11 protein-coding genes are annotated in these 12,681 nt (G+C 73.5%); 7 read left to right on the top strand and 4 right to left on the bottom strand.

The genetic code is table 11. The annotated features are described in order from the left end of the window. The coding region (locus tag RIM90_RS08710; RefSeq protein WP_309060013.1) for a 16S rRNA (cytosine(1402)-N(4))-methyltransferase at positions 1-446 on the bottom strand (446 nt) is incomplete at its 3' end. Between the two features lie 421 nt (positions 447-867). On the opposite strand from RIM90_RS08710, the gene RIM90_RS08705 reads away from it, so the two are divergent. The 4 genes from RIM90_RS08705 (at position 868) to RIM90_RS08690 (ending at position 6,477) form a co-directional block, all read left to right on the top strand. Next, a complete protein-coding gene (locus tag RIM90_RS08705) occupies positions 868-1,416 on the top strand; it encodes a carbonic anhydrase (protein WP_309060012.1) in 549 nt (182 codons plus the stop codon). 260 nt (positions 1,417-1,676) lie between these two features. Beyond that, entirely contained in the window at positions 1,677-2,714 is a 1,038-nt protein-coding gene (locus RIM90_RS08700) for a MoxR family ATPase (RefSeq protein ID WP_309060011.1), read from the top strand. Next, positions 2,714-4,075, top strand: a complete 1,362-nt coding sequence (locus tag RIM90_RS08695) for a DUF58 domain-containing protein (protein ID WP_309060010.1) — start codon at positions 2,714-2,716, stop codon at positions 4,073-4,075. The genes RIM90_RS08700 and RIM90_RS08695 overlap by 1 nt, the downstream gene beginning before the upstream one ends. A 47-nt stretch (positions 4,076-4,122) precedes the next feature. After that, positions 4,123-6,477 (top strand): transglutaminaseTgpA domain-containing protein, encoded by a 2,355-nt coding sequence (locus RIM90_RS08690; protein WP_309060016.1) that lies wholly within the window; start codon positions 4,123-4,125, stop codon positions 6,475-6,477. 216 nt (positions 6,478-6,693) lie between these two features. Here RIM90_RS08690 and RIM90_RS08685 read toward each other — a convergent pair whose 3' ends face one another. The 3 genes from RIM90_RS08685 to RIM90_RS08675 form a co-directional block, all read right to left on the bottom strand. Next, positions 6,694-7,098, bottom strand: a complete 405-nt coding sequence (locus RIM90_RS08685) for a DUF3040 domain-containing protein (protein ID WP_309060009.1) — start codon at positions 7,096-7,098, stop codon at positions 6,694-6,696. Between the two features lie 290 nt (positions 7,099-7,388). After that, positions 7,389-8,225: a methyltransferase gene (locus RIM90_RS08680; protein WP_309060008.1), complete on the bottom strand. Its 837-nt coding sequence runs from the start codon at positions 8,223-8,225 to the stop codon at positions 7,389-7,391. Positions 8,226-8,400: 175 nt separating this feature from the next. Further along, the gene (locus RIM90_RS08675) at positions 8,401-8,988 is read right to left on the bottom strand and encodes an SAV_6107 family HEPN domain-containing protein (protein WP_309060007.1); all 588 of its coding nucleotides are present in this window, start codon (positions 8,986-8,988) and stop codon (positions 8,401-8,403) included. A gap of 191 nt (positions 8,989-9,179) precedes the next feature. On the opposite strand from RIM90_RS08675, the gene RIM90_RS08670 reads away from it, so the two are divergent. The 3 genes from RIM90_RS08670 to RIM90_RS08660 are packed head-to-tail and all read left to right on the top strand — an operon-like array spanning position 9,180 to position 12,665. Further along, positions 9,180-9,944: an ATP-binding cassette domain-containing protein gene (locus tag RIM90_RS08670; RefSeq protein WP_309060006.1), complete on the top strand. Its 765-nt coding sequence runs from the start codon at positions 9,180-9,182 to the stop codon at positions 9,942-9,944. Next, positions 9,916-12,000 (top strand): YhgE/Pip domain-containing protein, encoded by a 2,085-nt coding sequence (locus RIM90_RS08665; RefSeq protein ID WP_309060005.1) that lies wholly within the window; start codon positions 9,916-9,918, stop codon positions 11,998-12,000. The genes RIM90_RS08670 and RIM90_RS08665 overlap by 29 nt, the downstream gene beginning before the upstream one ends. A gap of 35 nt (positions 12,001-12,035) precedes the next feature. Further along, on the top strand, positions 12,036-12,665 hold the full coding sequence (locus RIM90_RS08660; protein ID WP_309060004.1) for a TetR/AcrR family transcriptional regulator: 630 nt from the start codon (positions 12,036-12,038) through the stop codon (positions 12,663-12,665). The last annotated feature ends 16 nt before the right edge of the window (positions 12,666-12,681 follow it).

Genomic DNA, 12,681 nt, shown 5'->3' with positions numbered 1-12,681 from the left:
CCGGGCGGGTAGGTGTTGAGGACCTCGGCGGCGCTGACGCCGGTCGTCTGGTCCATGCGCATGTCGAGCGGGGCGTCCTGGGCGTAGGCGAAGCCGCGGTCGGCCTCGTCGAGCTGCATGGAGGACACCCCGAGGTCGAACAGGACGCCCTGGACGCGCGGGATGCCGAGCCGGGCGAGGACGTCGGGGAGCTCGTCGTAGACGGCGTGCACCGGGGTGGCCCGCTCGCCGAAGGGGGCGAGCCGCTCACCGGCCAGGCGCAGGGCCTCCTTGTCGCGGTCCAGGGCGACGAGCCGCGCCTCGGGGAACCGCCGCAGCAGGGCCTCGCTGTGTCCGCCGAGGCCGAGGGTGCAGTCGACGACCACCGCTCCCGGCCGCTCCAGGGCGGGTGCCAACAGGTCCAGGCACCGCTGGAGCATCACCGGGACGTGTCGACTGTGACTCAAGGGGCCCTCTCAGGTCCGGCGCGGCCGTGACGCACCGCCGGGTTCCCGCCCTCCCCCGGTGAAGGGGCGGTCGGCCGGCGCCGGAAGCGTCAGCCGGCCGGGAACGGGAGGAGGCCGAGCCGTACGTACGCGCCGCGTACGCGGGGAGACCTCCGGGTTCTCGCCGGGATCTCCGGAAAAACAGTGCAGCGGATGGTCTCGCCTCCCGCTTCGCGTCACTTTAGTCCACGGTGTCGCCCGGTCAATCAACCGGCCTGCGCGTCGCGGCCCGCCCTGCGGGTCAAGGCGCGCACCGGGTGAAATCACCCGTAGGAGGAGGCCCACACCACTCTTGTGGGTTACCTCACACCCAGGGTCGATGACGTCCTTTGTCCCCTCTCACAGCGGGCCCGATCCCCGGGTGACCAGTACCGTCATGAGTATGACGACTTCTGCATCGGTTCCCGCAGCCTCCGGAAGCACCACCGTCGGCCACGGCACGGTCACCGACCGCCTGGTCGAGGCCAACCAGCAATACGCCTCCGCGTTCACCGATCCCGGGATGGACGCCCGGCCGGTGCTGCGCGTCGCCGTGGTGGCCTGCATGGACGCCCGGCTCGACCTGCACGCCGCGCTCGGCCTCCAACTGGGCGACTGTCACACCATCCGCAACGCGGGCGGGGTGGTCACCGACGACGTGATCCGCTCGCTGACCATCAGCCAGCGGGCGCTCGGCACCCGCAGCGTGGTCCTCATCCACCACACCGGCTGCGGTCTGGAGTCGCTCACCGAGGAGTTCCGGCACGATCTGGAGATGGAGGTCGGCCAGCGTCCCGCCTGGGCCGTGGAGGCCTTCCGGGACGTCGACCAGGACGTACGCCAGTCGATGCAGCGCGTGCGCACCTCGCCGTTCCTGCTGCACACCGACGACGTGCGCGGCTTCGTCTTCGACGTGAAGACCGGCCTGCTGCGCGAGATCGACCCCGCCTGATCCGGCCGCCCACCCCGATGATCGCCCGGACTCCGGGTTCCGCGGAGGCCGCAGGAACCGGCATGTCACCGCCAGTTGTCCACAGGCGAGTGACACGAATCGGTAACGGCGGCAAGAATGCGGGAGTGGTGTCACGCGGAACTTTTCCCGCGTGGTGTCCGTGATTCGGGGTGGGCCGGGCCGCACAGCAAGGCGTCGGTCCGGAACATTTGGGGCCCCCGCTCCTTTCCGGGGCGTGGGGAAAGGCCGAGGAGGGCCGGGTGACGACCTATGACGATCGAGCGAGCCTCACTGATCTGACCGCCGTGGTCGAGCGCGTGCGGGGTTCGGTGGAAGGCGTGATCGAGGGCAAGCCCGAGGTCGTACGGCTCTCGCTGACCGTGCTGCTCGCCGAGGGGCATCTGCTCATCGAGGATGTCCCGGGAGTCGGCAAGACGATGCTGGCCAAGACACTGGCGCGGTCCATCGACTGCTCGGTGCGGCGGATCCAGTTCACGCCGGACCTGCTGCCCTCGGACATCACCGGTGTGTCCATCTGGGACCAGCAGCGCCGCGACTTCGAGTTCAAGCCGGGCGCCATCTTCGCGCAGGTGGTGATCGGCGACGAGATCAACCGCGCGTCGCCGAAGACGCAGTCCGCGCTCCTGGAGTCGATGGAGGAGCGCCAGGTCACCATCGACGGCAAGACCTACGAGCTGCCCAGCCCCTTCATGGTGGTGGCGACGCAGAACCCGGTCGAGATGGAGGGCACCTACCCGCTGCCGGAGGCCCAGCGCGACCGTTTCATGGCCCGCGTCTCGGTCGGCTATCCGAGCCCGGAGGCCGAGCTGCAGATGCTGGACGTGCACGGCGGTGTCTCCCCGCTGGAGGACCTCCAGCCGGTGGCGCACGCGCACGAGATCGTGAAGCTCATCGAGGCGGTGCGCGGCGTCCACGTGGCGGAGCCGGTGCGCCGGTACGCGGTGGAGCTGGTCGCCGCCACCCGCACGCACCCCGACCTCAGACTCGGTGCCTCCCCGCGCGCGACGCTGCATCTGCTGCGCGCGGCGAAGGCGTCCGCGGCCCTGAGCGGCCGGGAGTACGCGCTGCCGGACGACGTGCAGTCGCTCGCCGTGGCCGTGCTCGCCCACCGGCTGCTGCCCACCGCGCAGGCCCAGCTCAACCGCCGTACCGCGGAGCAGGTGGTCCAGGAGATCCTGCAGCGCACCCCGGTGCCCGCGGCGGCCCCGCAGCAGAGCGGCTTCGGCCTGGGCCGCGGCGGCCCGGGCTACGGCCAGCAGCCGCCCCGGAGGCTGTGATGACCGACGCGGGTGCCGTCCACGCGGAGGGCGACCGGGGCGGCAGGAGCGGTCTCAGGACGGCCCTGGCCGGACTGACCACCCGCGGCCGTTCCTTCCTGGCCGCCGGCGTGGCCGCCGCGATCTGCGCGTACGTGCTGGGGCAGAGCGATCTGCTGCGGGTCGGGCTGCTGCTGGCGGTGCTGCCGCTGGTGTGCGCGGCCGTGCTGTACCGCACCCGCTACCGGGTCGCCGGCAGCCGTCGCCTCTCCCCCGCGCGGGTGCCGGCCGGCTCCGAGGCGCGGGTGCATCTGCGGATGGACAACGTCTCGCGGCTGCCCACGGGCCTGCTGATGCTCCAGGACCGGGTGCCGTACGTGCTCGGTCCGCGTCCGCGGTTCGTGCTGGACCGGGTGGAGGCGGGCGGTCGCCGCGAGGTGTCCTACCGGGTCCGCTCCGACCTTCGCGGCCGCTATCCGCTGGGCCCGTTGCAGCTGCGCCTGTCCGACCCGTTCGGGATGTGCGAGCTGACCCGGTCCTTCTCCACGTACGACACGCTGACGGTGACACCGCGCGTGGAGCCGCTGCCGCCGGTGCGGCTGGGCGGGGAGGCGAAGGGGTACGGCGACGGGCGGCAGCGTTCGCTGGCGCTGGCCGGCGAGGACGACGTGATCCCGCGCGGATACCGCTACGGCGACGACCTGCGCCGCGTGCACTGGCGCTCCACCGCGCGCTACGGCGAGCTGATGGTGCGCCGCGAGGAGCAGCCGCAGCGCGCGCGGTGCACGGTGCTGCTGGACACCCGCGCCGTCGCCTACGAGGGGGCGGGCCCGGACTCGGCGTTCGAATGGGCGGTGTCGGGCGCGGCCTCCGTGCTGGTGCACATGCTGGAGCGCGGGTTCTCGGTGCGGCTGCTGACCGACACCGGCACCTCGGTGCCCGGTGAGGGGCCCGACGGGTTCGCGGGGATGAACCAGGAGTCGGCGGACGCGGCCGGGCTGATGATGGACACCCTCGCCGTGGTGGACCACTCCGACGAGGCGGGCCTGTCCCGCGCCTACGACGTGCTGCGCGGCGGGAACGAAGGGCTGCTGGTGGCCTTCCTCGGCGACCTCGACGAGGAGCAGGCCGCGGTCCTCGCCCGGATGCGGCAGCGCAGCGGGGGCGCCCTCGCCTTCCTGCTGGACAGCGGAACCTGGCTGCGGGAACCGGCCGGCGTGCCCGGTCCGTTGGACAGGGGCGGGGAGCGGCTGCGGATGCTGCGCGAGGCGGGCTGGACGGCCCTGGCGGTGCCGCGGGGCGCCTCGCTGGACGAGCTGTGGCGGCAGGCGGACCGGGAGCGCTCGGGCCTGGCCGCGGCGAGCGGTGGGGAGGGACCGTGATCAGCGGGCGGGCAAGGCTGGCGCTGGCCGCATGGGCGGCCACGCTGATGGCGGCGTGCGCACTGCTGCCGCTGGTCGATCCGCCCACGTGGATCCTCCAGGCGGCGCTCCTGCTGGCGGTGCAGTCGGGCGTGGGCGCGGCGGCCCGCCGGGTGCCGCTGGGGCGTGCGCTGACGGTGGCGGCGCAGGCGCTCGTCACCCTGGTGCTGCTGACTCTGGTGTTCGCGCGTGAGCACGCCTTCGCCGGGCTGATACCCGGCCCGGACGCCTTCCGGTTCTTCGCCGAACTGCTGGAGCAGGGCGGGAACGACGTCAGCCGGTACGCGATCCCGGCGCCGCTGTCCGACGGCATCCGGCTGATGCTGATCGGCGGTGTCCTGGTGATCGGGCTGCTGGTGGACACCCTCGCGGTGACCTTCCGCAGCGCGGCCCCGGCCGGTCTTCCGCTGCTCGCCCTGTACTCCGTGGCCGCGGGACTGTCCGACGGCGGCATCGACTGGCTGTGGTTCCTGCTGGCGGCGGCCGGTTATCTGATGCTGCTGCTCACCGAGGGGCGTGACCGGCTCTCCCAGTGGGGGCGGGTCTTCGCCGGGGCGGCGCGCGGCCCGGGCGGGGAGCCGGCCGGGCCCGTCGCACCGGTGCGCACCGGCCGGCGGATCGGTGCGGTCGCGCTGGGCATCGCCCTGGTGGTGCCGCTCGGCCTGCCCGCGATGAACGGCGGGCTGCTGGACGCCACCGGCACGGGCGTCGGCTCGGGCACCGGCGGGGGCGGCACCATCTCGGCGGTGAACCCGCTGGTGTCGCTGCGTGACTCGCTGAACGTGGAGGAGGACCGCCAGGTCATGTCGGTCCGCTCCGAGATGGCGGACGTCTCGGACCTGTATCTGCGGATCGTGTCCCTGGACGACTTCGACGGCACCACGTGGAAGCCGTCCAAGCGCTCCATCACCACCGTGCCCGACGGCGGGTTCCCGACTCCGGTGGGGCTCGGCCCCGACGTCGGGCGCACGGAGATCGGCACGACGATCTCGACCGCCGACTGGTACGGCCAGGACTGGCTGCCGATGCCGTACCCGCCGAGCGGGGTGAGCGTCAGGGGCGACTGGCGCTACGAACCGGTCGGCATGACGCTGGTCGGCGACCACGGCCAGAACACGCGCGGTCTGACGTACGAGGTGCGCAGCCTCGACGTGCAGCCCACGCCGGAACAGCTGGCCGACGCCCCGGAGCCGGTGCCCGCCCTGGAGCGCGAGTACACCGAGCTGCCCGAGTCGCTGCCGGCCGTGGTGTCCCGGACCGCTCGTGAGGTCACCGCGGGTGCGGACAACGCCTACGACCAGGCGGTCAGGCTCCAGGAGTACTTCACGCTGAACGGCGGCTTCGAGTACGACACCGAGGTGGACGTCGGCAGCGGTTCGCAGGCGATCGCCCGTTTCCTGCGGGACAAGCAGGGCTTCTGCGTGCACTTCTCCTTCGCGATGGCGTCGATGGCCCGCTCCCTGGGCATACCGGCACGGGTCGCGGTGGGCTTCGCGCCCGGCACCCCGCAGGCGGACGGCACGATCGCGGTCGGGCTGCGGGACGCGCACGCCTGGCCGGAACTGTACTTCGAGGGTGTGGGCTGGACCCGCTTCGAGCCGACCCCGACCCGCGGTTCGGTGCCGTCCTACACCGTGCCGGAGGCCGCGGACAGCACGCTGCCCGACCCGGCCCTGCCGTCCCGGGCCACGTCCCCGGAACCGTCCGCCGCTCCCTCGGAGAGCGAGAGCTGCTCGGCGGAGCGCAGGAGGCTGGGGGCGTGCGAGAGCGAGTCGCCGCAGGTGGCGCTGCCCACGGGGGACGACGGGCCGAAGTGGACCGCGCTGCTGGGGTGGGTGCTGGCCGGGCTCGTCGTCCTGGTGCTGCCGCTGGCGCCGATGCTGTGGCGGATGAGGACCCGGGCGGTGCGCCTGGGTGCGCACGGCCGCTCGGAGGCGGACGCGGCGCCGTACGTCCTGGCCGTCTGGGACGAGCTGAGCGACACGGCGTGGGACCACGGCATCTCGCCGGACGAGTCGCTGACCCCGCGCAAGGCGGCCGCCCGGATCGTGCGGCTCGGGCAGCTCGACCAGGCCGCGGCGGCCTCGGTGCACCGGGTGGCCGACGCGGTCGAGCAGGTCCTGTACGCGCCGCGACCGCGGCCGACGGCCGGTCTGACGGACGACGTGCACCGGGTGATCGCCGCTCTGCGGTCCGCGTCCGGCCGGGGCACGCGCCTGCGCGCGCTGTTCGCCCCGCGCTCCGCCGTGCGAGTGGTGTGGGCGGTGTCGGCCCGGTGGTCCGGCGTCCGGGAGCGGGTCCTCGCGATGCGGCCGGCGTGGCGGAAGCCGACGTGGCGCAGGCCGTCGCGGCAGCAGGGCTGAGCCCGGCCGGCGGGCAAGGGGACACGACAGGAGACACGGCAGGAGAAGGAGAACAGGGGCGGGACGGCTTCGGCCGGCCCGCCCCTGTCGCGTCCGCGTTGTGATCGCCTCCGCGCCCACGTCCTCGTCAGGACATGCGCCAGGGGGTGACCACGCCGGTGGTCACCCCCTGAGCCATGTCTTCAGCTGTCTCCTGCGGAGCGGCGCGGAGAGCTGCTAGTGGCCGCCCTGTTCGTCGCGGCGGCGCTGCCAGCGCTCCTCTATGCGGTCCATCATGGAGCGCCGCTGTCTGCCCTGACGGCCGGCCCGGGGGGCACCTGGGGCACCGGCGACGGCCTGCTCGCCCGGTTTGGGCGCCTTGCGCCAGCCGGTCACCGCGAGGACCGCGCATCCCAGCATCACGAGGAATCCCACGACGCTGAGCCAGACCTGCTGGGCGACCATACCGGCCATGAGGAGCGCAATACCCACGAGGAAGCCCGCGACCGCCTGGTAGACCCGCCGCCGGGTGTACGTACGCAGCCCGCTTCCCTCAAGCGCCGACGCGAACTTGGGATCTTCGGCGTACAGCGCTCGCTCCATTTGCTCGAGCATGCGCTGCTCGTGCTCCGAGAGCGGCACGGAGTCCTCCTCATCGTGCAGTCGCCGGGGCGACCCGGGGGGTCTCTTCAGGATAGGCAGGGAATCGCCCCCGTGAAACCCGCCCCTCTGCGCCAATTGGCCAACCGGAACCCGCCATGGACGTCCCGGCCCGCTGAGGCATCTCTTTCCCCGGCGGCCGACCCGTCATGCCGATCGGTCTCCCTCGATCATACGGCGCCAAGCCGCCATTCGGGGGGCCTGTGGCGCACTCCATGTGCGGCCCGGGCGCCGGACGCGCCGCTGATCAGCGGCGCGTCACCCGTGACCGCTCAGGCCCCGGACGCCTCAGAGGGCCCCGGTGCCTCACCGAGCACATGAAGCTGCGTGGCCACGGAGTGGAAGGCGGCGAGTTCGGCCGCCGCGGCCTCCAGCTTCAGCAGTGCGTCCAGGGCTCCGGGCTCGGTGTCCACGAGCACGCCGGGAACGAGGTCGGCGAAGACCCGCACGCCGTGCACGGCGCCGACCCCGAGTCCCGCGCCCTCGACGAGTCCGGTGAGCTGGTCGGCGGTGAAGCGGCGCGGCACGGGGTCACCCGTGCCCCATCGGCCGTTCGGGTCGTCGAGCGCCTGCCTGGCCTCCTTGAAGTGACCGGCGAGGGCGCGGGCGAGCACGGCGCCGCCGAGACCGGCGGCCAGCAGGCTGAGGACACCTTCGGGGCGCAGGGCGGCCACCGCGTTGCGGACGCCCTCGGCCGGGTCGTCCACGTACTCCAGGACGCCGTGGCACAGCACGACGTCGTAGCCGCCGCGCTCGGCCACGTCGAAGAGGCCGTGCACATCGCCCTGGACTCCCCGGACCCGGTCGGCGGCGCCGGCCTCGGCCGCGCGGCGCTCCAGGGCGAACAGCGCGTTGGGGCTGGGGTCGACGACGGTGACCCGGTGGCCGAGGAGGGCCAGGGGCACCGCGAAGTTGCCGCTGCCGCCGCCGGTGTCGAGGACGTCCAGCGCCTGCCGTCCCGTCGCCTTGGACCGGCGCTCCAGGGCGTCCTGGAGGACCTCCCAGACCACGGCGGTACGGAGAGCGGCGCGGGGGCGGGAGGGGTCGGAGCGCAGCGACGTCGTGTGCGGGTGGTGGTGGGAGACGGGCGGGCGCATCGGGTCCGACACGGCAGTTGACTCCTCGGCGCGGCACCGCCTCATTCTCGGCGGAGCGATCGGGCTCCCTCCCCGGCCCGGAACTCCGGGCCGGGGAAGGGTTCAGGCTCCCTCCACCCTATTGCCTGCGGTGCGGTGCCCGGTCACCTGCCCGCGCCGTCGCGGGGGCTCCGCCGCGGCCGGGCGGTCAGCCCGCGTCCGGGATGTCCCGGACCGGGCCGGCGTCCGCGCCCCCGTCCGGGTCGCGGCCCTCCGGCCGGTCCGCGTCCCCGCGCGGCTGCGGGAGAACCGGCTGGAGGACGAGCATGCGCTCCACCAGGCGCAGGAACATGGACACGTCCCGTATCAGGTCGTCGGCGTCCCGTCCGCTCGCCGCGCCCCGGATGCCCGCCTCGGCCCGGGCGCGGCGAGGGGCCCCGGAGGCGAACAGCGCGCTCCACTCGGTGAGCTCGGGCGCGATCTCGGGGAGCACTTCCCAGGCGCTCCTGATCCTGGCCCGGGCCCGGGGCGAGGTCTCGGGCCGGCCGCGCGCGGCGAGCACGGCGGCGGCGGTGCGCAGGGCGGCGAGGTGGGCCGTCGCGTAGCGCTCGTTGGGTGTGTCGAGGACGGTGGCCTCGTCGAGTCCGGCACGGGCCTGGGCGAGCAGGTCGAGGGCGGCGGGCGGGGCCGCGGCGCGGCGCAGCACGGGGTGGACGTCGCTCGCCGGGCCGTTCAGTGAGGGGGCAGGGCCGGTTGCGCGGCGCCGACGGGCGGCGGCTGCGGACGAGTTGGCCATGACGAACCTCCTGTCGTCTTCGTGACGGCACGCACGGTTACGAGGTGCCGTATGTGCTCATCGTGCGGTATGGCACTGACAATCCGTTCTGACCTGGGGCTTTGCCTCGAGCGAGCGTTCGGGCTAGTTTTTGCACTGACCAGTCAGTTCAAAAAGTCCCGCAGGGGCTCGGGAAGGAAATTGGGGGACGCATGGGGGGCGTGGCGCACGATCCGCCCGGACTCGCCGTCTCGGCCCGCGGCTTCGGGCTCGAAGGGCCGCGGGGCTGGGCGTTCCGCGGGGTCGACATCGACGCGGAGCCCGGCTCGCTGATCGCCGTCGAGGGGCCGTCCGGGTCGGGCCGCACCTGCCTGCTGCTCGCGCTCACCGGGCGGATGAGGCCCACGGAGGGCCTGGCCTCCGTGGGCGGGCTCGAACTGCCCAGGCGCATGGCCGCCGTGCGCCGGATCAGCGCGCTCGCGCACGTCACCGGCGTGACCGATCTCGACCCGGCCCTGACCGTCGGCGAGCACCTGCGCGAACGGGCGCTGCTGCAGCACCGCTTCGGCGGCTCCCTGCGCGGGCTGCTGCGTCCGCGCAGGGAGCGCGCGAGCGAGCGGGAGCGGCACGTCGACACCGCGCTGGCCGCCGCCGGACTGGACCTCGCGGCGCTGCCCAAGGGCGCGCGGACCGCCGTACGGGATCTGGAGCGGGTGGAGGCGCTGTGGCTGTCGCTCGCGCTGGCCCTGCTCGGGCGCCCCCGGCTGCTCGGGGTGGACGACGCCGACCTGAAGCTCTCGTCCGCCGAACGGGACGAGGTCTGGGCCCGGCTGAGGTCGATCGCCGACACCGGCACGACGGTGGTGGCGGTGTGCAGCGGGGCCCCCCGGGACGCGGTGGCCGTCGGCACAGGAATCACCGGGGACGACGAGGGGAAGGAGGCGGCCGATGCGCTCGCCGGGACTGGCCGCGCTTGAGCTGCGGCGCTTCGGCCGCGGCAAGCTGCCGCGCGCGGCCCTGGTCGCCCTGCTGGTGCTGCCCCTGCTGTACGGCGCCCTGTACCTGTGGTCGTTCTGGGACCCCTACAGCCGCCTCGACCGGGTCCCCGTGGCGCTCGTGAACGACGACAAGGGGGCGACCGCCGACGGGAAGCGGATCGCCGCGGGCGACGACATCGCCGAGGGGCTGCGCGACAGCGACACCTTCGACTGGCGGGAGGTGAGCGCGGCCGAGGCCCGGCGGGGCGTCGAGGACGGCACCTACTACCTGTCGCTGACCATGCCCGCCGACTTCAGCCGCCGCATCGCCTCCGGCTCGGGCGACTCCCCCGAGGCCGGCGCCCTGGAGGTGCGGACGAACGACGCCAACAACTACCTCGTCGGACAGATCTCCCGGACGGTCTTCGGCGAGGTGCGCCGGGCCGCGTCCACGAAGACCTCGCGCTCCTTCCTGGACCGGATCTTCGTCTCGTTCTCGGACATCCACGGCGAGACCGTGGAGGCGGCGAAGGGGGCCGACAAGCTCAAGGGCGGCATCGGGAAGGCGGAGAGGGGCTCCAAGGACCTCGCCGACCACCTGAAGGACGCCGAGACCGGCAGCGGCAAGCTGGCCGGCGGCCTGAAGAAGCTCCACAAGGGCGCGGGCGGCCTCGAGGACGGGTCCAGGAAGGTCGCGGACGGGACGAAGACCCTCGCCGACCAGGTGAACGCGCTGGACGCGCGCGTGGGCCCCTTCCTGCGGGACAACGACAAGAGCATCGGCGAGACGGCCCGCTTCGTCGCCGACTCGGCCGGTGAGCTCCGCGACGGCCTCGACGACCTGGTGGAACGCGCTCCGGCCGCGGCGAAGGACGCCCGCGCGGCGTCCGACACCATGGACGAGGTCCACCGGACCCGCTGCGAGGAACCCGTCCTGCCCGACGCCGCCTGCGCCGACCTGGAGAAGGCGAGGGACGCGGCGGCGAAGGCGGCGACCGCGGCCGGTGACGCCGACACCCTGGTCGCCGACCGCAGGACCGACCTGAAGGAGCTCGACGGGCACCTCTCCACCCTGGAGAAGCGGGCCCGCACGCTCGCCGACCGCGCGCCGCACCTCTCCGAGGACCTCGACGACGCCGTCACCCGGATCAACAAGCTGAACGACGGGGCCGGCAAGGTCGCCGACGGGATGAAGAAGCTCCACAAGGAGCTCGGCACGGCCAAGACCGGCGCCGTCGACCTGGACAAGGGCATCGGCGGGATCAGGACCGGCGCGGAGGACCTCAACGGCGGCATCTACAAGCTCGTCGACGGCTCCACCAAGCTCGCCGGCGGCCTGCACGACGGCGCCGAGCGGATCCCCGACTACGACAAGCAGGACCGCGACCGGCGCACCGAGATGATGGCCGACCCGGTCCGGCTCGTCACCCACGACCTGCACAAGGCGCCCAACTACGGCACCGGCTTCGCCCCGTACTTCATCCCGCTGTCGCTGTGGGTGGGCGCGATGGTGGCGTACATGCTCATCGCGCCGATGAACCGGCGCGCCCTCGCCGCCGGCGCCTCGGCCTGGCGGATCGCGCTGGCGGGCTGGCTGCCGGTGGTGGCGATCGGAATCCTGCAGACGGTGGCCCTGATGGCGGTGCTGCACTGGGCGATCGGGCTGCAGATGGCCCGCGCGGCGGGGACGGTGGGCTTCCTGTTCCTGGTGACGGCGTGCTTCGCCGCGATCGTGCAGTGGCTGAACGCGCGCTTCGGGGCGGCCGGCCGGATCCTCGTCCTCGCGCTGCTGATGCTCCAGCTGACGTCGGCGGGCGGCACGTACCCCGTGCAGACCAGTCCCGGCTTCTTCAACGCGCTGCACCCGTTCCTGCCGATGAGCCACGTGGTCGAGGCGCTCCGGCGGCTCGTCACGGGCGGCGGTCTCGGACCGGTGTGGCAGGCGTGCGCCGTGTTGACGGCCTTCACCGCGGGTGCCCTCGCGCTGACCGCGCTGTCGGCCCGCCGCCGGCAGGTGTGGACCCTGGACCGGCTGCACCCGGAACTGAGCCTGTGAACGGGCGGACCGGCGTTCCTGTGACAATCGGGGTCATGGAACGCAGCAGCACCACGTCGGGCGGCAGCGCCCGCCGCGAGGCCACCCGGCAGAAGCTCTACGAGGCGGCCGTCACCCTCATCGCCGAGCAGGGCTTCTCCGCCACCACCGTGGACGAGATCGCCGAGCGGGCAGGGGTCGCGAAGGGCACGGTCTACTACAACTTCGCGAGCAAGTCGGTCCTCTTCGAGGAGTTGCTGCGGCACGGCGTCGGCCTCCTGACCGCCTCCCTGCGGGAGGCGGCCGAGAAGACGGCCGGGGAGGGCGGCGGCAAGGTCGACGCCCTGGACGCGATGATCCGCGCGGGCCTGGTCTTCATCGACCGCTACCCGGCCTTCACCCAGCTGTACGTGGCCGAGCTGTGGCGCACCAACCGGGCCTGGCAGTCCACGCTGATGGTGGTGCGGCAGCAGGCCGTGGCGGTGGTCGAGGGCGTGCTGCGCGAGGGTGTGGCCGACGGCGAGTTCAGCGAGGAGATCGACGTCCCGCTGACGGCGGCGGCGCTGGTCGGCATGGTGCTGGTGGCCGCGCTGGACTGGAAGTCCTTCCAGCCCGAGCGCTCCCTGGACGACGTGCACGCGGCCCTGTCCCGGCTGCTGCAGGGACGGGTCAGCGGCCGCCGCTGAGGCCCGGTGACGGCGG

It is taken from the genome of Streptomyces sp. (genome assembly GCF_031181555.1).
In the GTDB taxonomy this organism is placed as follows: domain Bacteria; phylum Actinomycetota; class Actinomycetes; order Streptomycetales; family Streptomycetaceae; genus Streptomyces; species Streptomyces fimbriatus.
This window is presented reverse-complemented; position numbering and strand designations above follow the sequence as displayed.